The organism is Pseudomonas sp. FP2294 (assembly GCF_030687625.1).
GTDB classification, from domain to species: Bacteria; Pseudomonadota; Gammaproteobacteria; order Pseudomonadales; family Pseudomonadaceae; genus Aquipseudomonas; species Aquipseudomonas shahriarae.
In genome coordinates this window covers 5,451,610-5,475,941 of sequence record NZ_CP117441.1, presented here as the reverse complement: position 1 = coordinate 5,475,941, position 24,332 = coordinate 5,451,610, and the positions used below count along the sequence as shown (strand labels likewise).

Genomic DNA, 24,332 nt, shown 5'->3' with positions numbered 1-24,332 from the left:
CTGCACAAAACCCCTGTGAGAGCTGGCTTGCCTGCGATAGCGGTGGGTCAGCTCACACATTTGTATTGCGGTGTTAACTCACTCCGGAGTCGTTATGGTTGACCGGCACGACTACGTCGCCCTCGAATGGGTCAAGGGCGAGATCGCCGATACCCTGAAGCAGGCCCGTGCGGCACTGGACGCCTTTGCCGACGACGCCAGCGAGCAAGCCCTCGCGCAGTGCCTGGAGGGCATTCATCAGGTCCACGGCGCCCTGCAGATGGTCGAGTTCTACGGCGCGGCACTGCTTGCCGAAGAAATGGAGCACCTGGCCCAGGCCCTGCAAGCCGGGCACGTCAGCCAGCGCGAAGAAGGTATCCGCCTGCTGCAACAGGCCCTCGGGCAACTGCCGTTGTACCTGGACCGCGTGCACAGCGCCCGGCGCGACCTGCCCCTGGTGGTGTTGCCGCTGCTCAACGACCTGCGCAGCGTGCATGGCAAAAGCCTGCTCTCGGAAACCAGCCTGTTCAGCCCGCAACTGCTGGTGATTGCCCCGCTGCCCGATGACGCCCTGGCCCAGCGGGCACCGGCCGACTTTGCCGAGCAACTGCAGCACTGGCGGCAAATGCTGCAACAGGGCCTGGCCGGGCTGCTGCGTGAAGATCACGGCCCGAGCAACCTGGAAGACATGGCACGGGTCTTCGCCCAACTGGAAGCACTGTGTCACGGCGCGCCATTGCTGCCGTTGTGGCAAGTCACCTCGGCGCTGGCCGAAGGCATGCTCACTGGCGTGATCGCCAATAGCCCGGCATTGCGCAGCCTGCTCAAGAGCTGCGACAAGGTGCTCAAGCGCCTGCAAACCCAGGGCATCGAAGGGATCAACAGCCCGGCGCCGGACCAGTTGCTCAAGAGCCTGCTGTTTTATATCGCCAAAGTCACCCGGCCGACGCCGCGCATGCAAAGCCTCAAGGAACGCTACGGCCTGGATGAAGCCTTGCCCGACAGCACCGTGGTCGATGCCGAGCGCGCGCGCCTGGCCGGGCCTGACCGCAATGCCATGGGCTCGGTGCTCGGCGCGTTGTGTGAGGAGTTGGTACGGGTCAAGGAACGCCTGGACCTGTTTGTGCGCAGCGACCGCCAGCACATCGCGGACCTCGACAGCCTGTTGGCGCCCTTGCGCCAGATCGCCGATACCCTGGCGGTGCTTGGCTTTGGCCAGCCGCGCAAAGTCATCATCGACCAGTTGGCGGTGGTCCAGGGCCTGGCCCAGGGGCAGCGCGAGCCCAACGACGCGGTGTTGATGGATGTCGCCGGGGCCCTGCTTTATGTCGAAGCGACCCTGGCCGGGATGGTCGGCACTGTCGAGCCGCAAAACCGTGAAGACAGCCGCCTGCCCACCACCGACCTGACCCAGATCCACCAGTTGGTGATCAAGGAATCGTGCCAGTGCCTCAAGCAGGCGCGGGAGTTGATCATTGACTGCCTTGAGGCGCAATGGGATACACAACGTCTGGAATCCCTGCCAGAGCTGCTGACCCAGGTGCGTGGCGCCCTGGCAATGATTCCGCTGCCCCGTGCGGCGAGCCTGATGCGTGGTTTTAATGACTACGTGGATGAGCAGTTGATGGTCCAGGACACTGCGCCCTCTGCGGCACAACTCGAGCATCTTGCCGACGTGCTCACCAGCCTGGAGCACTACCTCGAACGCATGCTCCAGGACCCGGACGCGCCCGGCGAACGCGTCTTGGACATCGCTTACGAAGGCCTCGCGGCGCTGGGTTACGCGCCGCTGCAGGCCCAGCAGACCTGGCGCCAGGAGCGCTCGGCGTTGAGCGATGAAACCACGGATAACACCCAGACACTGGCACAGGCGCTCGCCAGCCCGACGCCGCGCCTCAACCCGCCGGCACTGCAACGCCCGGGCAGCCTGTTGCCGCCACCGGCCGACGAAGAGTCGGTGGATGATGAACTGCGCGAAGTGTTCCTGGAAGAAACCGCCGAAGTGCTGGAAGTACTGCAGCGCTTGATACCCCAAGGCGCTGCCAGCCTCGAAGACAAGACCGCCCTGAGCGACATGCGCCGTGCCTTCCATACCCTCAAGGGTAGTGGGCGCATGGTGCGAGCCCTGGTGCTGGCGGAGCTGGCGTGGGCCGTGGAAAACCTGCTGAACCGCGTGCTCGAGCGGGTGGTCGCGCCGGGTGCCGAGGTCCAGGCCGTACTGGATGATGTGCTGGTGCTCTTGCCGGCGCTGATCGCCGAGTTCGCCGCCGACGCCCAGCGCCAGCGCGATGATGTCGACCTGCTTGCCGCGCGCGCCCATGCCCTGGCCAGTGGCGCGCCGTTACCCGAAGCCATGGAGCCGGACGACAGCGCACTCGACCCGCTGCTGCTGGAAATTTTCCGCAACGAAGCGCAGAGCCACCTGGACAGCCTCAACCAGTTTTTGCACCAGGCCACCGAACAGATGCCGCTGCCCGTCAGCGATGAGTTGCAACGCGCCCTGCATACCCTCAAGGGCAGCGCCTACATGGCGGGGGTGCTGCCCATCGCCGAACTGGCGCGGCCGTTGGACCACCTGACCCGTGAATACAAGGCCCATCGCTTGCCGTTGGACCTGGATGAAATCGAACTGCTGCTGGAGGGCGAAGCCTTGTTCCAGCGCGGCCTGCGCCAGTTGGACAGCGATCCTCTGGTGCCCATCAACGGCGCGGCCGACTTGATCAAGCGCACCCAGGCGCACCTCGACAGCCATCTCGAAGCGGTGCTCAATGCGCCGAGCGCCGGCCTGCGGGTCAAGCGCGACCCACACTTGATCAGCAACTTCCTGGCCCAGGGCATGGACATCCTGCTCGACGCCGAAAGCCTGCTGCGGCGCTGGCAGCAACACCCTGGCGAGCGCCAGGAACTCAGCGCATTGCTGGACGAGCTGACCACCCTGGGTGAGGGCGCGCACCTGGCCGACCTGCACCCGATGGATGAGCTGTGCGAAGCCTTGCTCGACCTCTATGGCGCAGTGGAAGAGAGCAGCCTGGCGGTCAGCGAGCGGTTTTTCCAGGAGGCCGAGCAGGCCCATGAAGCCCTGATCAATATGCTCGACCAACTGGCCGCCGGCCAGGAAGTCAGCCCGGCGCCGGCGCGCATGAAAGCCTTGCGCGAGTTGCTCGATGAAGGGCTGGACCCCAGCGCCACCGGCCTGATCAAAACCGACGGCAGCCGCGCTTTGAGCATTGCCGAACTGGGGGCGGCCACCACGCAGTTGCAACAGGACTGGGCGGTGGACGATGAAATCGTCGAGATTTTCCTTGAGGAAGCGGTGGATATCCTCGACAGCGCCGGGCAGTCCCTCAAACGCTGGTTGCTGGAGCCCGACGGCGTGGCGCCGCTGTCGTCCCTGCAACGGGACCTGCATACCCTGCGCGGCGGCGCGCGCATGGCCGAAATCGGGCCGGTGGGCGATCTGGCCCAGGAACTGGAAAGCCTTTACGAAGGCCTGGTGGACCGGCGCTACAGCTACTCCGGTGAAATAGCGCAAGTGTTGATGGACAGCCACGAACACCTGGCCTTGCAGTTGGAGCAGTTGCAAGAGCAGCAACCCCTGAGCGACTCCAACGCCCTGATCAGCCGCTTGCGCGAGGTGCGCCAGAACGCTGCGCCGGTCGCGGCGCCCACTGCACCCGAGGCGCAGGGGGCCGGCAGTGATCCCGAGCTGCTGGATATCTTTCTTGAAGAAGCGGCCGACATCCTCGACAGCTCCGGCGCCGCGCTGTTGCGCTGGCAGGCCGAGCCCCAGGGCCGTCAGGAAGTCGAGACCCTGCTGCGCGACCTGCACACCCTCAAGGGCGGCGCGCGCATGGTCGAAATCGGCCCGATCGGTGACCTGGCCCATGAGCTGGAGTTTCTCTACGAAGGCCTGTCGGCGGGCTTGCTGGCGCCCACCAGCGAGCTGTTCGCGCTGCTGCAAGGCTGCCATGACCGTCTGGCGCAGATGGTCGAGGCGGTGGCGGCGGGGTTGCCGGTCGGCTCGGTGGAACGCCTGATCGAACGCATCAAAAGCCTGGTCCAGCCCAGCGAAGACCAGGCGGTACCGGTCGCCATGGTCGCCAGCAAACCGGAAGCGCCGGTAGCCAGCGAACCGGGCGCGGACATGGTGAAAATCTCTGCCGAGCTGCTGGATGACCTGGTCAACCTGGCCGGTGAAACCTCGATTTTCCGTGGGCGTATCGAGCAGCAGGTCAACGATGCCCGCGCCGCCCTCAGCGAGGTGGAAACCACCATCGAGCGTATGCGCGACCAACTGCGCCGCCTCGATACCGAGACCCAGGGGCGCATCCTCAGCCGTCAGCACGCCGAAACCGAGCGCCTGGGCTATGAAGAATTCGACCCGCTGGAAATGGATCGTCATTCCCAGTTGCAACAGTTGTCCCGTGCGTTGTCTGAGTCAGCCTCGGACCTGCTGGACCTCAAGGAGACCCTCGACCAGCGTAACCAGGACGCGCAAAACCTGTTGCAGCAACAGGCGCGGATCAACACCGAGTTGCAAGAGGGCCTGATGCGCACGCGCATGGTGCCGTTCGAGCGCATGCTGCCGCGCCTCAAGCGTATCGTGCGGCAAGTGGCCGGCGAGCTGGGCAAGGACGTGGAATTCGTGGTCGGCAATGCCGAGGGCGAGATGGACCGCAACGTGCTGGAACGCATGGCCGCGCCCCTGGAGCATATGCTGCGCAACGCCGTCGACCATGGCCTGGAATCGCGGGATGCGCGGTTGTTGGCGGGCAAGCCGGAGAAGGGCCGGATCACCCTGGACCTGAGCCACGAAGGCGGCGACATCATCTTCGACATGCGTGACGACGGTGCGGGCGTGCCTCTGGATGCGGTGCGGCGCAAGGCGATCAAGCGCGGCCTGCTGGACCCGGAGATGGAGATCAGCGACCGCGACGTGTTGCAGTTCATCTTGCAGCCGGGCTTTTCCACCGCCGAAAAAATCACCCAGATTTCCGGGCGCGGCGTGGGCATGGACGTGGTGCATGAAGAAGTGCGCCAACTGGGCGGCAGCATGGTGATCGACTCCACACCGGGGCAGGGCGTGCACTTTCGCATTCGCCTGCCGTTTACCGTGTCGGTCAACCGGGCATTGATGGTGCAGTGTTTTGAGGATCAGTACGCGATTCCGCTGAACACCATCCAGGGCCTGGTGCGCGTGCTGCCCAATGAGCTGGAAGGGCATTACCAACTGGACCCGCCGGTGTATGAATACGCCGGCCAGCACTACGAGTTGTATTACCTGGGCGAGTTGCTGCACACCGTGGCCCGGCCCAAGCTGCTGGGGCAAAGCCAGCCGCTGCCGGTGCTGCTGATGCAGTGCAACGAGCGGTACATTGCGGTGCAGGTGGACGACATGGCCGGTACCCGGGAAATCGTGGTCAAGGGCCTCGGCCCGCAGTTTGCGGCGGTGCAGGGGCTGTCGGGGGCGACCATCCTCGGCGATGGCCGGGTGGTGTTGATCATCGACCTGCTGGCGCATATCCGCGCCCTGGCCCCGGCCTTGCCGGCCCAGGCGGCGGACACCGCATTGGCGGTCAACGAGCCGCAGAAAAAACAGCGGTTGCTGGTGCTGGTGGTGGACGATTCGGTGACCGTACGCAAAGTCACCAGCCGCCTGCTGGAACGCAACGGCATGAACGTACTGACCGCCAAGGACGGCATCGACGCCATCGCCTTGCTTGAAGAACACACCCCCGACCTGATGTTGCTGGACATCGAAATGCCGCGCATGGATGGTTTTGAAGTGGCGATCCAGGTGCGCAACGACCCGCGGCTCGCGCGCCTGCCGATCATTATGATCACCTCGCGCACCGGCCAGAAACACCGCGACCGGGCCATGGCGATTGGCGTCAACGACTACCTTGGCAAGCCCTATCAAGAGTCGGTGTTGCTCGAAAGCATCGCCTACTGGAGCCCGAAACATGCTTGACCACCGCACCAGTCAACTCACCGGCTTGCTGCTGCCCCTGGCCGACCGCCACCTGTTGCTGCCCAACGTGGCGGTGGCCGAGCTGATCGACTTCCAGCGCGGCGAACCGGCCAGCGACGCCCCGCCGTGGTACTTGCGGCCAGTGACCTGGCGCGACCAGCAACTGCCCCTGATCAGCTTTGAAGCGGCCTGCGGTGGCACCAGCGTCGTCAGCGAACGCGCACGAATCGTCGTGCTCAACGCCCTGGGCGGGCGCCCGACATTGAAGTTTATTGCGCTGGTGATCCAGGGCATTCCCCGCTCGTACAAGCTCGACAGCCAACTGAGTTATGTGGACGTCCCCCTGTCGCCGCTGGAACTGGCGGCGGTACAGGTCGGCGAGCATGTGGCGAAAGTACCGGACCTGATGGGGCTGGAAGCGCTGCTGGTCGAAGCTGGCCTGGCCTGAACCCCCGTTCTCAGCACCTCTGAAGACCCAATGTGTGGAGACCTCCCACAGCTAGCTGCGCACGAAAGCTTGAAGCAGGCCGTAATCGTTCAGATCGGCTGCGCGCAGTGCCTGGATGTAGCGCATACGGACTTCATTGGCGGCGATCAGGTTAGCGCTTCCCCAGGAGAAAAGTGCGAGCCCTTGTTGTCTGAGCAGGCAGTCAGCCATCAAGCGCGCGTGGCGACCGTTGCCATTGGGGAATGGGTGCAGTGAAACCAGTTGGTGATGGAAGCGGACAGCAACCTCTTCGCACGGGAATACATCGTGTTCCAGCCAATACGTTGTGTTGTCTAGAAGGTGACGTAGGTTGACTGAAATCTTCGTCCAGTCGCAGCCGATATTTTTGTCGGAGTGCCTGAATGTCCCAGCCCATTTCCATGTATCACTGAACATTCTGACGTGGAGTTGACGGCAGAAATGTTCATTCAAGACATCAAGCTTGTTTTGTCGCCCCAGCCAACGCATTGCCTTGAGGATGTTTGCAGCTTCCCATTCATCCAGCTCGCCTTGGGTGGTGATGTGCCTAGGCTTGAGCCCTGCTACTTCGTCGGGATCCAGGGGTGTTTGGCCGGGTTTCAGCTCAAGTACTATCGCCACAATCGAGCCCATGAGCCGCGGAGCAATTCCATACGGCGAGCGGCCACCTGACGCTCGACGAACGTATCTGACGGGCGCTGGTTTTCGAGGCCCATCGTATGAGCGACACCCATCACTTCTTGCCTGGCCAGTACCTCGGCGCGCGCCTGCACCATCTCGCGCAGCGGTTTTCTTGGCACCAGAGCGTAAACAAGCTCACAGTCCAGACCTGCCGCCAACTTACGCAACTGGGCGAGTGTGATGCGATCATCGGCTTCGGCCTGCTCCGACTGCTGCAACGTCGCAAAGGCAACGCCAAGCAGGGCTGCCTGGGACCTCAGCGATCGGCCCAATGATTCTCTGATCGAGCGCAGCCATCCTCCAGGCGGGGTGGATTTACCGCTTAGTGTTTCAAACGGCTCCAGGGCCCTTTCTACTTGGGCAAGGCGCAGTTCGTTGAGTGAGGAGGAGGTCATGGGGGCACCCGTATTTGCCTATCAGATGTTCACACCGCGAAATTGCGGATGTGTTTGCATCGTTGATCTTAATTTATCGAATGCCTATAGGCATACATTTTCAGGCTATATGTATGTTTATAGGCAGTCAATATTGAATGCTTTGTATGTCTATAGGCATTCATTTTTAGTGTGGACAAAAGGGTTCGGATACAAAAGGCTAGTGAGGCGATGTCCGAGCAACAACCCCCAAAACCTGTAGGAATGATCGTGCGGCATGATGCCTTCAGATTTTTCCCGCACGTTTACGCGCCGCCCATGAACTTGTCGCTCGCCGCCTTCGCGCCTAGGCTTGGTCGGTCATCGCAAAAAACGGTGACACGGACGTGCAAGTCCGGTTACATATCGGCGCACCAACGCCCATAGCCATTCAACGGGCGTTTTTTATGCCTGCTGTGTTTGTTATGGCGGCTGTGCGTGGGAGACCTTCGGGTCTGCCGGGGGCCGATATGCCCGGTCTTGCACACCTGCGCACAGCTGCCACCCGATTTGCGTGCAAGCAAGTGGTGTCAGTCTCCTTCACATATCGGAGATGTTCACCATGATCAAACCCACCCCCAACCCACCTACCTCATCCAGTATCTTCACCGTCAACCCACACCAGAACACCGAAACCCTGCTGGTCAACGCCAGCGAAACCCTCGCCTCCCTCAACGCCCTGACCTGCGCCCTGGCCTTTGAGCTCAACGGCGCCCAGCGCGGCGTACTCCTGGCCATCCAACAAATGACCGAACTGGGCCAACTGCTGGTCGAGCGTGCGCTGGAGCAAATATCGCCTGCGGCCGCTGCGTAAAACTTGATCAGTCCCAGAAAGGGACCGTTCGTTCCCTTTTTGGGACTGATGCCTGCTCGGGTAAAGCCCCACGTAAACCCGCCGATAACCCAAGGAGTCTTTCGGTGGAAGCAACAACACAATGTGGCTATTTGATGTATTTGCCCGGCTGTATAACCTCAACCCATTTACCTTCGCTTTCATAATGTGGCTTGTGGTGCTGGTGATCACCGCCAGCGTGACGATGAAACACCCGACCAGGCGCGGCAAGCTCTTAGGGTTTGGGATCACGTCCGTAGGTGCGGTGTTGATTCTGGGGCACCTGGAACTGCTGACGCTCAGCGCCACCGGCAAAGAAATCAAAGGGGTTGTGACCAACTTTATAGTCATGACCCTGGGCGGCCTGGGCTCGGGCCTGCTGGCGGTGGCTATCTCGAAAGGACCGAGCAAGGCCGAGCTCCAAAAGACCCGCAACTTCGTCCGCGGCTGGGGCCTGAGGATCTTTGAATACCTGTTCGTGTTTATCCTCATGTGCTCACTTGCCTTGTCTGCGCTCTGCCTGCTCTTGTGGTTCTTCGGTTGGCCTGTGGTAACGGGGCATGTCGTGTCGGGCCTGTTGCTGGTTTTCCTGGGCGCAGCGTCGGGCTGTGCGATCGTCTCCTATCTGCGTCGGTTGATGAAGTGGGAACAGCTGGGCGTGGCCGTGTTGTTTGGGCTGTTGCTGTTTCTGCTGCCCGTGTACGTGCAGGCGATTTGGGGGCTGGTGAGCTGGAGCCTGGCGGCGGTGCTGGGGTTCCATGGCGTAGCGGGCATTGCGATGGGCTGGACCGTGTGGCGCCAGCGCAGGGAATGGCGGCGCTCCTGACCGTTACTCCAACCGTAACAGTCCACCACCGAGCTTGATTGATACCCCTCCGATTCACTCCTATGGTGAGCCCCACGACAGCGAACCCGTGGAGCGATCATGACAACAACAATAACCCCCGACTCGCGCTGGACGCGGCGCCGCGACGAGAAGCAGCGGCGGCTCGGGCTGGTGCAGGCGTTTGCCGACGGGGCCGTGCTGCCCAGCGACCGGATCGTCGAGGCCCTGCAAGCCCTGATCCTGCCCGGCGACCGGGTGGTGCTGGAAGGCAATAACCAGAAGCAGGCTGACTTTCTCTCGCGCTCCCTGGCCAAGGCCGACCCGGCCGTGCTCCATGACTTGCACATGATCATGCCCAGCGTCGGGCGTTCCGAGCACCTGGACCTGTTTGAAAAGGGTATCGCACGCAAACTCGATTTCTCGTTTGCCGGCACCCAATCCCTGCGCATCAGCCAGCTCCTTGAAGATGGCCTGCTGGAAGTCGGCGCGATCCACACCTACATCGAACTCTATGCGCGACTGGTCGTAGACCTGATCCCCAACGTGGTGCTGTCCGCCGGCTTTATGGCCGACCGCGCCGGCAATATCTACACCGGCCCCAGTACCGAAGACACCCCGGCGCTGATCGAACCGGCGGCCTTCAGCGATGGCATCGTCATCGTGCAGGTCAACCAATTGGTCGACGACGTCAGCGACTTGCCCCGTGTGGACATCCCGGCCAGTTGGGTGGATTTCGTGGTGGTGGCCGACAAACCCTTCTATATCGAACCGCTGTTCACCCGCGACCCCCGGCATATCAAGCCGGTGCATGTGTTGATGGCGATGATGGCGATCCGTGGCATCTACGAAAAACACAATGTGCAGTCGCTGAACCATGGCATTGGTTTCAACACTGCCGCGATTGAACTGATCCTGCCGACCTACGGCGAGTCCCTGGGCCTTAAAGGCAAGATCTGCCGCAACTGGACCCTCAACCCGCACCCGACGCTGATCCCCGCCATCGAAAGTGGCTGGGTCGAAAGCGTGCATTGCTTCGGCACCGAACTGGGCATGGAAAACTACATCGCCGCGCGCCCGGATGTGTTCTTCACCGGTCGCGATGGCTCGTTGCGCTCCAACCGGATGTTCTGCCAACTGGCGGGGCAATACGCGGTGGACCTGTTTATCGGCGCCACCTTGCAGGTGGATGGTGACGGTCATTCGTCCACCGTGACCCGTGGCCGGCTCGCCGGGTTTGGTGGCGCGCCGAATATGGGCCACGACCCGCGCGGGCGCCGCCACGGCACCCCGGCCTGGCTCGACATGCGCCATGACGACGCCCCCGAAGCCTTGCTGGAACGCGGCAAAAAACTGGTGGTGCAAATGGTCGAGACCTTCCAGGAGGGCGGCAAACCGACCTTCGTCGACACCCTCGACGCGGTGGAAGTGGCGCGCAAAAGCGGCATGCCCCTGGCGCCGATCATGATTTACGGCGACGACGTGACCCACTTGCTCACCGAAGAAGGCATCGCCTACCTGTACAAGGCGCGCTCCCTGGAAGAGCGCCAGGCGATGATCGCGGCGGTCGCCGGGGTGACCGTCATCGGCTTGCGCCACAACCCCAAGGACACCGCGCGCATGCGCCGCGAAGGCCTGATCGCCTTGCCCGAAGACCTCGGGATCCGCCGCACCGATGCCACCCGCGAACTGCTGGCGGCCAAAAGCGTGGCCGACCTGGTGGACTGGTCCGGTGGCCTGTACAACCCGCCCGCCAAGTTCAGGAGCTGGTAAATGCACGCACTCAAACTGCACACACTGACCCTGGCCGAGCAACTGGCGGACCTGGCGGTCGAGGCGCTGATCGACGAAGCGGACCTGTCGCCCAAACCGGCGCTGGTGGATCGGCGCGGCAATGGCGCCCATCAGGATCTACACCTGGGCCTGATGCACGCCTCGGCGCTGTCCCTGTGGCCGGCCTTCAAGGAAATGGCCGAAGCGGCGATTGCCCTGGGTGAAATTGGCCTGCCGCTGCGCGAAGCCCTCGGCCGTATCGGCCGCGAAGGCGAGCAGGCGATGCTCGCCACTACCCAGGGCGTGAACACCCACCGTGGCGCGATCTGGGCCCTCGGTCTGCTGGTGGCCGCTGCCGCGCTGGACCCCACCTCCCGTCACGCCAGTGCCCTGAGCCTGCGGGCTGCGCGCCTGGCCCTGCTCAATGACCGTTTTGCACCGCAACCGCTCAGCCACGGCGCGCAAGTCGCGCAACGCTATGGCGTGCGTGGCGCCCGCGAAGAAGCGCAACTGGGCTTCCCCGCCGTGCTGCAACGCGGCCTGCCGCAACTGCATGCAAGCCGCCTGCAGCACCACGGCGAGCAGAACGCGCGCCTCGACGCACTGTTGGCGATCATGACCCAACTGGCCGACACCTGCGTGCTCTACCGCGCCGGCACCGACGGCCTGCAGGCCATGCAACTAGGCGCCCAGGCCGTGTTGGATGCGGGCGGCAGCGCGAGCCTGGCGGGGCGGCGTCGCCTCAATGAATTGGACCAGCAACTGCTGGCGCTGAATGCTTCCCCCGGTGGCGCCGCCGACCTGTTGGCCGCGTGCCTGTTTATCGACCGCATCGAGTCTTGCGACGGAGCGTTTTGATGGAAACCCTATCCTTTGAATTCCCCGCCGGGCAGCCGCACAAAGGCCGTGCGCTGGTGGGTTGCGTCGGTTCCGGCGACCTTGAAGTGTTGCTGGAACCAGGCACGGCGGGCACCTTGAGCATCCAGGTGCAAACCTCGGTCAACGGCGCCGAGCAACGCTGGCAGCACCTGTTCCAGCGGATCTTCCAGGAACAGACCCCACCGGCCTTGAACATTCAGATCCACGATTTTGGCGCCACCCCCGGCGTGGTGCGTTTGCGCCTGGAGCAAGGTTTCGAGGAGCTTGGCCATGACTGATTTACTCAATAGGCACAGCTTCGTCGAACTCGGTGCCCGCCAGCGGGCCAAGGCCTTGCTGGATGCCGGCAGCTACCGTGAACTGATCGACCCGTTCCAGCGCGTGATGTCGCCGTGGTTGAGTCGCCAGGGCGTGGTGCCGCAGGCCGACGATGGGGTGGTGATCGCCAAGGGCACGCTCGACGGCCTGCCGCTGGTGATTGCGGCCATCGAAGGCAACTTCCAGGGCGGCAGCCTGGGTGAAGTGGGCGGCGCGAAAATCGCCGGTGCCCTGGAACTGGCCGCCGAGGACAACCGCAACGGCATTCCCACGCGGGCTGTGTTGCTGCTGGAAACCGGCGGCGTGCGCTTGCAGGAAGCCAACCTCGGGCTGGCGGCGATTGCCGATATCCACGCCGCGATTGTCGACCTGCGCCAGTACCAGCCGGTGATCGGCGTGGTGGCCGGCAGCGTGGGCTGTTTTGGCGGCATGTCCATTGCCGCTGGCCTGTGCAGTTACTTGCTGGTGACCCGCGAAGCACGCCTGGGCTTGAACGGCCCACAAGTGATCGAACAGGAAGCCGGCCTTGAAGAATACGACTCCCGTGACCGGCCCTTTATCTGGAGCCTGACCGGCGGCGAGCAGCGCTTCAACAGCGGCTTGGCCGACCGTTATGTGGCGGACGATGTGGCGCAGATCCGCCAGCCGATCAGTGAACTGTTGCAGCAAGGTTTGCCGGCAGTGCAACGCAGCCGTCAGGCCGACTATTACCTGGCACGCCTGGCTGCGTTGGACGCCGAACCGCAGATCGAACCGGCCACGGTTCGCGACCTGTATCAGGGAGAACGCCCATGAGAGGCTTGCAGTGGTTCAATGCATTGAGCGCCGGCGCAGCGCCAGTGGCGGGTTTGCCGGCGTCGTTGAAAGTCGCCGATGGGGTACTCGGCGAGCATGCCGTACGCTTTATCGCGGTGGTGCCGGATGCTGCCAACCGCTTCCCCCGGGCGCGCCAGGGTGAAGTCGGTCTGCTGGAAGGCTGGGGCCTGGCCAAGGCGGTGGATGAAGCCATCGCCAGCGGCGATCAACGCCCGATTGTTGCCATCGTCGACGTGCCCAGCCAGGCCTATGGCCGTCGCGAAGAAGCCCTGGGCATCCATCAAGCCCTGGCGGCGGCGGCAGACAGTTATGCCCGCGCGCGCCTGGCCGGGCACCCGGTGATCGGGTTGCTGGTGGGCAAGGCCATGTCCGGGGCGTTTCTCGCCCATGGCTACCAGGCCAATCGCCTGATCGCCCTGCGCGACCCTGGGGTGATGGTGCACGCCATGGGCAAAGCCTCGGCGGCGCGGGTGACCCTGCGCAGCGTCGAAGAACTGGAAGCCCTGGCCGCCAGCGTGCCGCCCATGGCCTATGACATCGACAGCTATGCCAGCCTCGGCTTGCTCTGGGAAACCCTGACGGTCAGCCAGATCGAACAGCCGACCGTCGACGACCTGGCGCGGGTCAGGGATTGCCTGGTGCAGGCGATCAAGGATGTGGAGAACAGCGGCGTGCGCGATTTGCGCGGGCGCCTGGGCGCCGCCAACCGTGCCGCGTCCAGCCATGTGCGCCAACTGCTGCGGGAACAATGGTGAACGCCCACGACTTGCTCTGGGGCATGACCCCGGCGCACCTGCCTGCTGACGCACCGGCCTGGGTCCTGGCGGTGATCGGGGCGGGGCATCCGGTGGTGGTACGCCGGGCGCTGGTCGATCCGGGCTACGTGGCGGTGGGGGTGCGTGGGCGTTTGCGCGAGCAGCGTTTTGCGGCCGTGATGCCCCTGGCGGCTGTGCAACGGCGAGTGACACCCGAGGCCCTGCGCGGGGTGATTTCGCCCCGGAATCTACCGGCGTTGCGCGCCCTCGATCAACTGCGGCCGGTGCTGGCGCAAGAGGCTTGGGGCGTGACCGGCAGCGCGGGGTTCGAGTTGGCCACGGGCATTGAAGCGCTGCATGCCCAGAGCGATCTGGACCTGCTGCTGCGCACTCCCGAGCGTCTTGATCGCGGCGATGCCGAGGGTCTGTTGGCGATTCTGAACACCGCGCCGTGTGCCGTGGACCTGCAATTGCAAACCCCTTATGGCGCCGTCGCCTTGCGCGAATGGGCCGGCCCCGCGCAACGGGTGCTGCTGAAAAACGCCAGCGGTGCGCACTTGGTCAGCGACCCTTGGCAGGCGGTGGCATGAGCAGCCTCTTGGTGTTTCCGGGGCAGGGCGCCCAGCGTCCGGGCATGCTCCAGCAACTGCCCGCCAGCGTCCTTGATGAGGCCAGTGATGCGTTGGTCGAAGATGTGCGCCAGCTCGATTCGGCGCACGCCCTGGCCAGCACCCGCGCTGTGCAACTGTGCCTGCTGATCGCCGGCGTGGCCCATGCCCGGCAATTGCAACGCATCCCGGATTACGTGGCGGGTCTGTCCATCGGGGCCTATCCGGCGGCGGTGATCGCGGGCGCCCTGGAGTTTGCCGATGCGCTCCGGCTGGTCAGCCTGCGCGGTGAACTAATGCAGCACGCTTATCCACAGGGCTATGGCATGACCGCACTGATCGGCCTGGAGTTATCCACCGTCGAAAGCGTGCTCGCCGAGGTCCACAGCACGCAAACCCCGGTGTACCTGGCCAATATCAATGCCGACAACCAGTGCGTGATTGCCGGCAGCGATACCGGCATGCAGCGTGTCGCGGATCGTGTCAAAGGCCAGGCCGTGGCCAAGCGCCTGGCCGTCAGCGTGCCGTCCCACTGCGCTCTGCTGGAGCAGCCGGCCGAGGCCCTCGCCGAGGCATTCGCCAAGGTTGCGCTCCATGCGCCGGCCATCACTTACCTGAGCAGTACCCGGGCGCGGCCGATCCGTGATCCCGCGCAGTTGCGCGACGACCTGGCGTTCAACATGTGCCGCATCGTCGATTGGCGCGGCACCGTGCAAAGCGCCTATGAGCGTGGTGTACGCCTGCAGATCGAACTGCCACCGGGCGCAGTCCTCACTGGCCTGGCGCGGCGTGTGTTTGAGCAAGGCACCGTGATCGCCTTCGAAGGCGCGCGCCTGGACACCTTGCAGGCCCTGCTGGAACAGGAGGGCCGCCACCACCGATAAAGCGTGAGCTTGGCTTTCGAAGCACAAAAACAACAATTTCGATCAAGCATCAAGAGGACTACCAGCATGATTATTTACGGTGTGGCGTTTCTGGCCTTGTGTACCCTTGCAGGCTTGTTTGTCGGCGAGCTGTTGGGCAAATGGATGGGCATTCCGGCCAACGTCGGCGGGGTGGGAATCGCGATGTTGCTGCTGATCGGCCTGGGCAGTTACCTCGGCAAGCGTGGCCTGTTTACCGGCAAATCCGAGCAGGGCGTGAGCTTCTGGGCGGCGGTGTACATTCCCATTGTGGTGGCCATGGCAGCCCAGCAAAACGTGTATGGCGCGATCAGTGGCGGCCCCATGGCGATCCTCGCCGGTGCTAGTGCGGTGGTGGTGGCATTTGCCCTGGTGCCGGTGCTGGTACGCATCGGCAACCGTGAGCCGGATGCGGTCGTTCCCACCAAGTCGGCAGGGTGAGCGCCATGTACGAATCCTTGATGAAAGTCATCACCGGCTACGGCCTGATCAGTGGTTTTGCGGTGATCGGCCTGACCATGTGGGTGTCCTACTGGATCAGCGACAACTTCACCAAAGGCCGCCTGCATGGCTCGGCCATCGCGATCCTGCTGGGGCTGGTGTTGTCCTATGTGGGCGGTGCGTTTACCGGCGGGGCCAAGGGCGTGGTGGATATCCCGCTGCTGTCGGGCATCGGCCTGCTGGGCGGGGCGATGCTGCGGGACTTTGCCATCGTCGCCACCGCGTTTGGTGTGAGCGTCGATGAACTCAAACGCGCCGGGTATGTGGGGGTGCTGGCGTTGTTTGTCGGCGTCGGTTCGTCATTTATCGCCGGCGTCGGGGTGGCCATGGCGTTTGGTTATACCGATGCGGTGAGCCTGACCACCATCGGCGCGGGTGCTGTGACCTATATCGTCGGGCCGGTGACCGGGGCGGCGATTGGCGCCAGTTCCGAGGTGATGGCACTGTCGATTGCGGCGGGGTTGATCAAGGCCATTTTGGTGATGGTAATGACCCCGTTCGTCGCGCCGCTGATCGGCCTGAACAGCCCGCGCAGTGCGGTGATCTTTGGCGGGTTGATGGGCACCTCCAGCGGTGTGGCTGGCGGGTTGGCGGCGACTGATCCGAAGCTGGTGCCTTATGGCTGCCTGACGGCGGCGTTTTATACGGCGCTGGGGTGTTTGTTGGGGCCTTCGTTGTTGTTTTTGATGATGCGGGGGTTGGTGGGGTAGGGCACAACATTTCGATTGAATGATCGGGCCTCATCGCGGGCAAGTCGCACCGCCGCCCCCGCATTTTGATGTGTGAATACATTCAAATGTGGGAGCTGCGGTGCGACGATTCGACTTGCCTGCGATGGCGGTTTCAAATTTGCCGATTGGCATACATCCGACACTCCGCCAACAACGCCAGCAAGTTCGGATCACGCTCCTTGGCCTTCAAGAACACCACGCCAATGTGCTGCTGCAACCGGTAGCGTGGCTGCAACGGGATCAGCTTGACCCGGTTCTCATACACCGCCGCAATCCTCCCCGGCAGCAGCGCATAGCCAACGCCCGAGCTGACCATGCTCAGCAGGGTGAAGATGTCGTTGACCTGCATCGCCACCTTCGGCTCGAAGCCCGCCTGCTTGAACACCCGCGCACCGTCCTGGTGGGTGGCGAAGCCTTGGGTCAGGGTGATGAAGGTGGCGTCGCGCACCTGGGCCAGATCGATTTCCTGTTCGCGGTCCAGGGGCGAGTCGGCGGGGGTGGCGAGGAAGATGTCGTCGGAAAACAGCTGAATCTGCGCGCAGTCCGGCTCGACGGCCTGGTCGTCGAGGGAGATCAGGATCGCATCCACTTCCATGTTCTTGAGCTTGTACATCAGGTCGACGTTGGAGCCCAGGATCAGGTCGATATTCAGCTCGCTGCGCCTGATTTTCAGGCCCATGATCAGTTGCGGCACGGTCTTGACCGTCAGTGAATACAAGGCGCCGAGCTTGAAACGTTCGGCAGAGAAACCGGCGGCTTCGCGGGTCAGGCGCACGCTGTCGACCACCTCTTGCACCAGCTTCTGTGCGCGTTCTTCGAGGACGTAGGCGCTTTCCAGCGGGGTGAGGTTGCGCCCTTCGTGTTTGAACAGCGGGCAACGCAGGGCGTTTTCCAGGGAGTGGATGGCCCGGTGCACGCTGACATTGCTGGTCTGCAACTCGGCGGCGGCGCGGGCCAGGTTGCCGGTGCGCATGAAGGCCAGGAAGATTTCCAGTTTCTTGAGGGTGAATTCTTCGTCGATCAGCATGGCGATGACTCTTATTCGAATGCGTTCGATTGTGCCCGCAAAACCCCGCTGCTCCCAGCCATGTAGCGCCATCTGTACCGCAGTCGTCATAACGGTCTTGCACTCTCGTCTGGCAGGCCTGAGCCTTATGGGGTAGACGCAGCAGTTTTGGAGGTCGGCGACACATGTATCACGGAGAACGATTCAACGCCTGGAGCCATTTGCTCGGCGCCGTGGCAGCCTTTATCGGCGCGGTGTGGATGTTGGTGGTGGCGAGTATGGACGGCAGCCCGTGGAAGATCGTCAGCGTGGCGATCTACGGGGTTACGCTGCTGGTGCTGTACAGCGCCTCGACGGTGTATCACAGCGTGCGCGGGCGCAAGAAAGCGATCATGCAGAAGGTCGACCACTTTTCGATCTACCTGCTGATCGCTGGCAGCTACACGCCGTTTTGCCTGGTGACCCTGCACGGGCCGTGGGGCTGGACGCTGTTCGGGATTGTCTGGGGGCTGGCGGTGATCGGGATCCTGCAGGAGATCAAGCCGCGTTCCGAGGCGCGCATATTGTCGATTGTGATTTATGCGGTGATGGGCTGGATTGTGTTGGTGGCGGTCAAACCGTTGATTGCCGCGCTGGGCATGGACGGGTTTATCTGGCTGGCGTCGGGCGGGGTGTTGTACACGGTGGGGATTATCTTTTTTGCCCTGGAACACCGGTTAAGGCATTCCCATGGGATCTGGCACTTGTTTGTGATTGGCGGCAGCCTGCTGCATTTTGTGGCGATCATGCGCTACGTGCTCTGAAACTGTAGCCGCTGGCTTGTGTGGGAGCTGGCTTGCCTGCGATAGCATCACTGCGGTTTAACTGATGAACCGAGGCGCCTGCATCGCAGGCAAGCCAGCTCTCATAAAAGCCCAGTCCCACATGGGTTTTGTGGTGTTTTAGAGACGGTCTAACTGCTCCTGGGCACGGCTGCCAAAGATCTCCAACAGGCTCGCCAACATATGCGGCGGCGGTTCGTCGGCGCGGGTCAGGGCATACAGGGTGATGGGCAACGGCGGGGCCAGGGGGCGGATGCAGGTGCTGTCGGTGGATGCACCCAGCGCGGTGAAAGGGTCGATCACCGCCAGGCCGGCGCCGGATTCGACCATGGCGCGGGCCAGGGAATAGGTCTGCACCGAGATCCGCACGCGCGGCGGCGGCTCGACCGCTTCCAGGTAGCTGTCGAGCCGCGCCGACAGTGGGTCGGCACTCGACAGGCCAATCAACGGCGCGCCCGCCAGGGCCATCAAGGGCAAGGGTTTGCCCAGTTCCGCTGCCGGCCAGAAGCCCCGTGGCGCCAGGGCTACCAACACGCCGTGGGCCAATGCCTGGGCCTTGAGCCCCGGATGGTCCGGGGACTTGAGGGTCAGCGCCACATCCATCTCGCGCATCAACAGGTTTTGTACCAGCTCACGGCTGTGGGCGCTGGACAGTTCGCAGGCGATGTCCGGGTAGCGCTGGGTCCATTCGCCAATCGCCGGCGGCAGCAGCGACAAGGCCAGGGCTGGCGTGGCGCCGATACGCAGGCTTTGACCGGGTGCGCGTCGCAGGTTCTGCGCCAGGCGCCGCACGCCTTGCAGGCTTTCGCTGACCTTATCGACTTCGCGCTCCAGGGCCAGGGCTTCCGGGGTGGGCTGCAGCTTGCCGCGGATGCGCAGGAACAGCGGGAAGCCCAGTTGCAGCTCGGCATGTTGCAGCACCTTGGTCACCGCCGGTTGCGAGACATGCAGCAACTGCGCGGCGGCGCTGACCGAGCCGGTCTGGCGGATGGCCTGGAAGATTTCGATATGACGCAAGCGCATGACGAGTCCATAACCTTTGTTTATAGGTGGCCCATCTTTATTCATTGTCCGGCGCCTGTCACCTGCCCCTACCCTTGGACGCTCATTACAACGCTTGGGAATCGACATGGCTCAGCAGGTTTGCATCATTGGCGGTGGGGTCATCGGTCTGGCGAGTGCCTATGCCCTGGTGCGCGCCGGCATGGACGTGACCGTGGTCGAGGCCCGCGACAGCCTGGGCAGCGAGACCAGCTTTGCCAATGGCGGCCAGTTGTCCTATCGCTACGTTGCGCCGCTGGCGGACAAAGGTGTGCCGCTGCAAGCCATTGGCTGGCTGCTGCGCGGTGATTCACCGTTGAAGTTGCGCCCGCGCCTGGACCCGGCGCAATGGCGTTGGATGGCCTCGTTCCTCGGCGCCTGCCGGGCTTCGGTAAACAAACGTAATGCCGGCCACTTGTTGCGCCTGGCCAGCCTGAGCCAGGGCATCTTGCAGCAGTGGCGCGAAGAAGACGGGCTGGACGGTTTCGACTGGAAACGCAACGGCAAGCTGGTGACGTTTCGCAGCCACCACACGTTTGAACACGCTCGCAATAAGGTGCTCGATCGCCTGCAACAGCAAGTGCTGTCGGCGGCCGATTGCACTCGCCTGGAACCGACCCTGGGGGCCTCGGATTTTGTCGGGGGCATCTACACACCCAATGAAGAAGTGGCGGATTGTCATGGCTTCTGCCAGCAATTGGCGGCACGCCTGGAAGCGTCGGGTCGTTGCCGGTTTGTGCTGGGGCGCAAAGTCACGGGCATCCGCCATGCCAACGGCACGGTGCAGGCGATTGAGTTGGGTGGCGAGGTGATGCCGGTGCAGCACCTGGTGCTGGCGGCGGGGGTGCGCAGCCCCGAGTTGGCCTTGCCGGGCATCGCGTTGCCGCTGTATCCGCTCAAGGGCTACAGCTTGAGCGTGCCGATTGGCGAGCAGCACGCCGCGCCGAAAATCAGCATCACCGACTATGACCGCAAGATCGTCTACGCACGGATCGGTGAGCAACTGCGGGTGGCGGCGATGGTCGACATCGTCGGCTTTGATACGGGCCTTGAGCCCAAGCGCCTGGCCCTGATCAAGCGCCAGGCCAGTGAGACGTTCCCCTTGGCCGGCGATTACAGCCAGGCCATCGAATGGGCCGGCATGCGCCCGGCCACCCCCAGCGGCGTGCCGCTGATTGGCGCCAGTGTGTACCGCAACCTGTGGCTCAACCTTGGCCATGGCGCCCTGGGTTTCACCCTGGCCTGTGGCAGCGGCCAGCTGTTGGCCGAACTGATCGGCCGGCATACCCCTTCCATTGATATGCAGGGCCTCGCGCCCCGCGCCGCATAGGACACTGCAATGACCATCACCCGGATCAACAGCAATAGTCGCCTGTCGGGCGCCGTGACCTACCAGGACCTGGTATTCCTCTCCGGCCAGGTGCCGGGCGAGGGCCAGGACGTCGCCACCCAGACCCAAGAGGTGCTGACCAAAATTGATGCGTTGCTGGCCGAAGCCGGCAGTGACAAGGATCATCTGCTCAACGCGACGATCTACCTGAAAAACATTCAGGAGGGCTTTGCGCCGATGAATGATGCCTGGTCCGCCTGGCTCACGCCCGGCCAGGCACCGACCCGCACCACCCTGCAGGCGGAGCTGGCACGCCCGAGTGTGCTGGTGGAAATCAGCGTCATCGCTGTGCGCCGCCCATAACAAGAAAACCAACGGAGAATAACAATGCAAAAAATCACGTTGATCGGCACTGCGCTGGGGCTGTTGTTGACTGCCCAGGCCCAGGCCAATGAAGCGCCGCTGACGGGCACCCTGGCCAAGGTCGCGAACGCCAAGAGCATCACCCTGGGCTATCGCGATGCGTCGGTGCCGTTTTCCTATGTCGGCGACCATACCGGCAAGCCCATGGGTTACTCGGTGGACCTGGCGAGCAAGATTGTCGAGCGTATCCAACAGAAGACCGGCGTGCCCCAGCTCAACGTGAAGTACAACCTGGTCACCTCCCAGACCCGTATTCCGTTGGTGATCAACGGTACCGTTGACCTGGAGTGCGGCTCCACCGGGGTGACGGCCGAGCGGCAGAAGCAGGTGGCGTTTTCCTATGGCTTTATCTATGTGAAGGGCCAGTTGCTCACTGCCAAGGACAGCGGTATCCAGCGCTTCGCCGACCTGCGCGGCAAGAATGTGGTGACCACTGCAGGCACCACCAACGAGCGCTTCCTCAAGAGCTACAACCACGAGCATAAGCTGGATATGTCGGTGATCAGCGCCAAGGATCACGGCGAAGCGTTCCAGATGCTGCAATCGGGCCGGGCCGTGGCGTTTTATATGGACGATGCGTTGCTCTACGGCGAGCGCGCCAAGGCCAAGGACCCGCACAAGTGGGTGGTGGTGGGCGAGGAGCAATCGCGGGAAATCTACAGCTGCATGGTGCGCAAGGACGACCCGCAGTTTCTGGCGGTGGTCAACGAGACCCTGGGCGAGCTGTACAGCTCGGGGGAAATCAATGGGATCTACCAGCGCTGGTTTGAACAGCCGATCCCGCCGAAGGGCTTGAACCTGGAATTCCCCATGACCAGCGAGCTGAAGGCGATTATTGCCAAGCCGGTCAGCGATCCGGTGGAGTAACCCACCCATCCCGATGTGGGAGCTGGCAAGCCAGCTCCCACCGTTTTGATTGGGTTTGCACAGTGGGGTTAGAAGTCGCCCCACAGTTGTTGCGCAACGGATAGCGCAACTACGGGCGCGGTCTCGGTGCGCAATACTCGCGGGCCCAGGCGTGCGGCGTGGAAGCCAGCATTTTGCGCGCTCTGGACTTCGCCATCGGTCAAGCCTCCCTCCGGGCCGATCAAAAACGCCAGGCTCGACGGTTTGGCATGGCTCACCAGTGGCTCGGCCACCGGGTGCAGCACCAACTTCAAATCCGCCTCAGCCTGTTTCAACCAGTCGGCCAGCAACAACGGTGGGTGAATCACCGGCACCGTGGAGCGCCCGCATTGCTCGCAGGCGCTGATTGCGACCTGGCGCCAGTGCAGCAGGCGCTTGTCGGCGCGTTCGTCCTTGAGGCGCACTTCGCAGCGCTCGCTGAAAATCGGTGTGATGGCGTTGACCCCAAGCTCGGTGGCTTTCTGGATGGCCCAGTCCATGCGCTCGCCACGGGACAAGCCCTGACCCAGATGAATGTGCAAAGGCGACTCCACCTGGCCGGCGAAGGCTTCGGTCAGTTGCACTGTCACGCGTTTTTTCCCGACTTCCAGCAGGCTGCCGCGAAATTCCTGGCCAGAACCGTCGAACAGTTGCACGGCATCGCCTTCGTTCATGCGCAGCACGCGGCTGATGTAGTGCGCCTGGGCCTCGGGCAACTCGTGGTCGCCAAGGCTCAACGGGGTATCGGTGAAAAAGCGGGACAGTCTCATTTCTGTTCTCGGGAAAATGCAAAACCTGTGGGAGCCGGGCTTGCCCGCGATGCGGCAGGCCAGGCGCCAGATTAATGGGGTGGGTTCAATCAGCCGGGGTCGCGAAAGCCTGGGTGGAAGTCCTTGGGCACGGCCACGCTGACTGTGCTGTTGGTGGCGATATCAATGCCTTCAGTGGCCACTTCAGCGAGGAAGTCGATCTGCTCCGGGGTAATCACGTACGGCGGCAGGAAGTACACCACACTGCCCAGCGGGCGCAGCAATGCGCCGCGTTCCAGGGCGTGCTCGAACACCTTCAGGCCGCGCCGTTCCTGCCAGGGGTAGGCGGTCTTGGTGGCCTTGTCCTGGACCATCTCGATGGCCAGCACCATGCCGGTCTGGCGCACTTCCGACACATGGGGGTGGTCCACCAGGTGCGCGGTGGCCGTGGCCATGCGCTGGGCCAGGGCCTTGTTGTTCTCGATGACGTTGTCTTCTTCGAAGATATCCAGGGTCGCCAGGGCCGCCGCACACGCCAGCGGGTTGCCGGTGTAGCTGTGGGAGTGCAGGAACGCGCGCAGGGTCGGGTAGTCGTCGTAGAAGGCGCTGTACACATCTTCGGTGGTGACCACGGCGGCCAGCGGCAGGTAGCCACCGGTGAGGGCCTTGGACAGGCACAGGAAGTCGGGGCGGATGCCCGCCTGCTCACAGGCGAACATGCTGCCGGTGCGGCCGAAACCCACGGCGATTTCGTCGTGGATCAGGTGCACGCCATACCGGTCGCAGGCTTCGCGCAGCAGCTTGAGGTACACCGGGTGGTACATGCGCATGCCACCGGCGCCCTGGATCAGCGGCTCGACGATCACCGCGGCGACGCTGTCGTGGTGGTCCGCCAGGGTCTGTTCCATGGCCTGGAACATGTTGCGGGAGTGTTCTTCCCAGCTCATGCCGGCGGGGCGCAGGTAGCAGTCCGGGCTGGGCACCTTGATGGTGTCCAGCAGCAGGGCCTTGTAGGTCTCGGTGAACAGCGGCACATCGCCGACCGACATCGCGGCGATGGTTTCGCCGTGGTAGCTGTTGGTCAGGGTGACAAAGCGCTTTTTATTCGGCTGGCCGCGGTTGAGCCAATAGTGAAAGCTCATCTTCAACGCGACTTCGATGCACGACGAGCCATTGTCGGCATAGAAGCAGCGGGTCAGGCCTTCGGGGGTGAGCTTGACCAGACGCTCGGACAGCTCGATCACCGGCTGGTGGCTGAAACCGGCGAGGATCACGTGCTCCAGTTGGTCCACTTGGTCCTTGATGCGCTGATTGATACGCGGGTTGGCGTGGCCGAACACATTGACCCACCACGAACTGACCGCATCGAGATAGCGCTTGCCTTCGAAGTCTTCCAGCCATACGCCTTCACCGCGCTTGATCGGCACCAGCGGCAGTTGCTGGTGGTCTTTCATCTGGGTGCAGGGATGCCACAGCACGGCGAGGTCGCGTTGCATCCACTGGTTATTCAAGCCCATCTTTTAGTCTCCTCGAAGCGCTGCCACTGCCTGCGCAGGCAAAACAATCGCGCAAGCCTATGCAATGGTGGGCTGTGTCACAACCCATGGGCGGTGAATTGGCAGTAAATGT

General features: G+C 63.2%; 23 protein-coding genes. 17 read left to right on the top strand and 6 right to left on the bottom strand.

Annotated elements, in window-relative coordinates:
- Positions 1–94: 94 nt before the first annotated feature.
- Complete coding sequence (locus PSH73_RS24720; RefSeq protein ID WP_271043682.1) at positions 95–5,950, top strand: Hpt domain-containing protein; 5,856 nt, start codon at positions 95–97, stop codon at positions 5,948–5,950.
- Positions 5,943–6,398, top strand: a complete 456-nt coding sequence (locus PSH73_RS24715; protein ID WP_057440365.1) for a chemotaxis protein CheW — start codon at positions 5,943–5,945, stop codon at positions 6,396–6,398. Before PSH73_RS24720 ends, PSH73_RS24715 begins: the two co-directional genes overlap by 8 nt.
- A gap of 51 nt (positions 6,399–6,449) precedes the next feature.
- Here the strand turns inward: PSH73_RS24715 and PSH73_RS24710 are convergent, their stop codons facing one another.
- Both PSH73_RS24710 and PSH73_RS24705 read right to left on the bottom strand, forming a co-directional pair.
- The gene (locus tag PSH73_RS24710; RefSeq protein ID WP_162947776.1) at positions 6,450–7,049 is read right to left on the bottom strand and encodes a mobile mystery protein B; all 600 of its coding nucleotides are present in this window, start codon (positions 7,047–7,049) and stop codon (positions 6,450–6,452) included.
- Positions 7,028–7,492 carry a transcriptional regulator gene (locus PSH73_RS24705; protein ID WP_169989447.1) on the bottom strand — a complete coding sequence of 155 codons (465 nt, stop codon included), beginning with the start codon at positions 7,490–7,492 and terminating at the stop codon, positions 7,028–7,030. The genes PSH73_RS24710 and PSH73_RS24705 overlap by 22 nt, the downstream gene beginning before the upstream one ends.
- Before the next feature lie 580 nt (positions 7,493–8,072).
- Between PSH73_RS24705 and PSH73_RS24700 the strand changes: the two genes are divergently transcribed.
- From PSH73_RS24700 to madM, 11 genes are all read left to right on the top strand, one after another.
- Entirely contained in the window at positions 8,073–8,324 is a 252-nt protein-coding gene (locus tag PSH73_RS24700; protein WP_057960971.1) for a DUF6124 family protein, read from the top strand.
- A gap of 121 nt (positions 8,325–8,445) precedes the next feature.
- A complete protein-coding gene (locus PSH73_RS24695; RefSeq protein ID WP_057960877.1) occupies positions 8,446–9,168 on the top strand; it encodes a hypothetical protein in 723 nt (240 codons plus the stop codon).
- A 99-nt stretch (positions 9,169–9,267) separates the two neighbouring features.
- Entirely contained in the window at positions 9,268–10,938 is a 1,671-nt protein-coding gene (mdcA, locus tag PSH73_RS24690) for a malonate decarboxylase subunit alpha (RefSeq protein WP_305461562.1), read from the top strand.
- Positions 10,939–11,796: a triphosphoribosyl-dephospho-CoA synthase gene (locus PSH73_RS24685; RefSeq protein WP_057960875.1), complete on the top strand. Its 858-nt coding sequence runs from the start codon at positions 10,939–10,941 to the stop codon at positions 11,794–11,796. It abuts the gene before it with no gap.
- A complete protein-coding gene (locus PSH73_RS24680; RefSeq protein ID WP_305461560.1) occupies positions 11,796–12,095 on the top strand; it encodes a malonate decarboxylase subunit delta in 300 nt (99 codons plus the stop codon). Before PSH73_RS24685 ends, PSH73_RS24680 begins: the two co-directional genes overlap by 1 nt.
- Complete coding sequence (locus PSH73_RS24675; RefSeq protein ID WP_198830345.1) at positions 12,088–12,930, top strand: biotin-independent malonate decarboxylase subunit beta; 843 nt, start codon at positions 12,088–12,090, stop codon at positions 12,928–12,930. Before PSH73_RS24680 ends, PSH73_RS24675 begins: the two co-directional genes overlap by 8 nt.
- Entirely contained in the window at positions 12,927–13,706 is a 780-nt protein-coding gene (gene mdcE / locus PSH73_RS24670; protein ID WP_216312097.1) for a biotin-independent malonate decarboxylase subunit gamma, read from the top strand. The genes PSH73_RS24675 and mdcE overlap by 4 nt, the downstream gene beginning before the upstream one ends.
- Positions 13,700–14,296, top strand: a complete 597-nt coding sequence (locus PSH73_RS24665) for a malonate decarboxylase holo-ACP synthase (RefSeq protein WP_120734279.1) — start codon at positions 13,700–13,702, stop codon at positions 14,294–14,296. The genes mdcE and PSH73_RS24665 overlap by 7 nt, the downstream gene beginning before the upstream one ends.
- Positions 14,293–15,198 (top strand): malonate decarboxylase subunit epsilon, encoded by a 906-nt coding sequence (gene mdcH, locus PSH73_RS24660; RefSeq protein ID WP_057960870.1) that lies wholly within the window; start codon positions 14,293–14,295, stop codon positions 15,196–15,198. The genes PSH73_RS24665 and mdcH overlap by 4 nt, the downstream gene beginning before the upstream one ends.
- 66 nt (positions 15,199–15,264) lie before the next feature.
- A complete protein-coding gene (gene madL, locus PSH73_RS24655; RefSeq protein ID WP_057960869.1) occupies positions 15,265–15,657 on the top strand; it encodes a malonate transporter subunit MadL in 393 nt (130 codons plus the stop codon).
- Positions 15,658–15,662: 5 nt separating this feature from the next.
- Positions 15,663–16,427 carry a malonate transporter subunit MadM gene (madM, locus tag PSH73_RS24650; protein WP_057960868.1) on the top strand — a complete coding sequence of 255 codons (765 nt, stop codon included), beginning with the start codon at positions 15,663–15,665 and terminating at the stop codon, positions 16,425–16,427.
- Between the two features lie 133 nt (positions 16,428–16,560).
- On the opposite strand, the gene PSH73_RS24645 is transcribed toward madM, so the two are convergent.
- Positions 16,561–17,475, bottom strand: coding sequence for a LysR substrate-binding domain-containing protein (locus tag PSH73_RS24645; RefSeq protein ID WP_057440356.1), 915 nt, complete (start codon positions 17,473–17,475; stop codon positions 16,561–16,563).
- A gap of 164 nt (positions 17,476–17,639) precedes the next feature.
- On the opposite strand from PSH73_RS24645, the gene PSH73_RS24640 reads away from it, so the two are divergent.
- Positions 17,640–18,257: a hemolysin III family protein gene (locus PSH73_RS24640; RefSeq protein ID WP_057960867.1), complete on the top strand. Its 618-nt coding sequence runs from the start codon at positions 17,640–17,642 to the stop codon at positions 18,255–18,257.
- 138 nt (positions 18,258–18,395) lie between these two features.
- On the opposite strand, the gene PSH73_RS24635 is transcribed toward PSH73_RS24640, so the two are convergent.
- A complete protein-coding gene (locus tag PSH73_RS24635; RefSeq protein WP_057960866.1) occupies positions 18,396–19,298 on the bottom strand; it encodes a LysR family transcriptional regulator in 903 nt (300 codons plus the stop codon).
- 106 nt (positions 19,299–19,404) lie between these two features.
- Here PSH73_RS24635 and PSH73_RS24630 point away from each other — a divergent pair, with 106 nt between their 5' ends.
- Genes PSH73_RS24630 through PSH73_RS24620 form a run of 3 tightly spaced genes read left to right on the top strand, consistent with a single transcriptional unit; the run spans position 19,405 to position 21,936 of the window.
- Positions 19,405–20,646: a D-amino acid dehydrogenase gene (locus PSH73_RS24630; RefSeq protein ID WP_305461556.1), complete on the top strand. Its 1,242-nt coding sequence runs from the start codon at positions 19,405–19,407 to the stop codon at positions 20,644–20,646.
- 9 nt (positions 20,647–20,655) lie between these two features.
- Positions 20,656–21,009: a RidA family protein gene (locus PSH73_RS24625; protein ID WP_198830342.1), complete on the top strand. Its 354-nt coding sequence runs from the start codon at positions 20,656–20,658 to the stop codon at positions 21,007–21,009.
- 24 nt (positions 21,010–21,033) lie between these two features.
- Positions 21,034–21,936, top strand: a complete 903-nt coding sequence (locus PSH73_RS24620) for a transporter substrate-binding domain-containing protein (protein ID WP_057960864.1) — start codon at positions 21,034–21,036, stop codon at positions 21,934–21,936.
- Positions 21,937–22,004: 68 nt separating this feature from the next.
- Here the strand turns inward: PSH73_RS24620 and PSH73_RS24615 are convergent, their stop codons facing one another.
- Both PSH73_RS24615 and PSH73_RS24610 read right to left on the bottom strand, forming a co-directional pair.
- Complete coding sequence (locus PSH73_RS24615; protein ID WP_057440352.1) at positions 22,005–22,724, bottom strand: 16S rRNA (uracil(1498)-N(3))-methyltransferase; 720 nt, start codon at positions 22,722–22,724, stop codon at positions 22,005–22,007.
- A gap of 89 nt (positions 22,725–22,813) precedes the next feature.
- Positions 22,814–24,220 (bottom strand): adenosylmethionine--8-amino-7-oxononanoate transaminase, encoded by a 1,407-nt coding sequence (locus tag PSH73_RS24610; protein ID WP_120734277.1) that lies wholly within the window; start codon positions 24,218–24,220, stop codon positions 22,814–22,816.
- Positions 24,221–24,332 lie beyond the last annotated feature (112 nt).